Raw genomic sequence first — 291 nt, 5'->3', positions numbered from 1 at the left:
AGGCACAAGATGTAGGGGTCCTGGGGGTGTGAGGATTGCGGTTCCTACACCTGCACCCAGAACCACCCAGGACCCGCTTTGAACGCTACCGCCAGCCTGCTTGCCGACACCATCTGCCGCACCGTCGAGCGCGGGGTGACCATCACCGACGCCGCTGTGGCTGACGAGCTCACGCACCTGTTCTGCGCCCCGGTCACACTCGACCCGATCTGCACCGAGTGCGGGATGGCGGGCCGTTTGCGGGACCACGTCCAGCGGAAGGTCACGGATCTACCGATCGTCGGGCACCCG

1 pseudogene is annotated in these 291 nt (G+C 66.3%); it reads left to right on the top strand.

From position 1 onward, the window contains the following. Window positions 1–78: 78 nt before the first annotated feature. Window positions 79–291: pseudogene (locus tag G6017_RS17080) on the top strand (ISL3 family transposase); the annotation flags it as partial.

The sequence above is a fragment of the Dietzia sp. B44 genome (assembly GCF_014145245.1).
Taxonomy (GTDB): domain Bacteria; phylum Actinomycetota; class Actinomycetes; order Mycobacteriales; family Mycobacteriaceae; genus Dietzia; species Dietzia natronolimnaea.
Note: the sequence above shows the minus strand (reverse complement) of the source record. Positions and strands in the feature narration are given on the sequence as shown.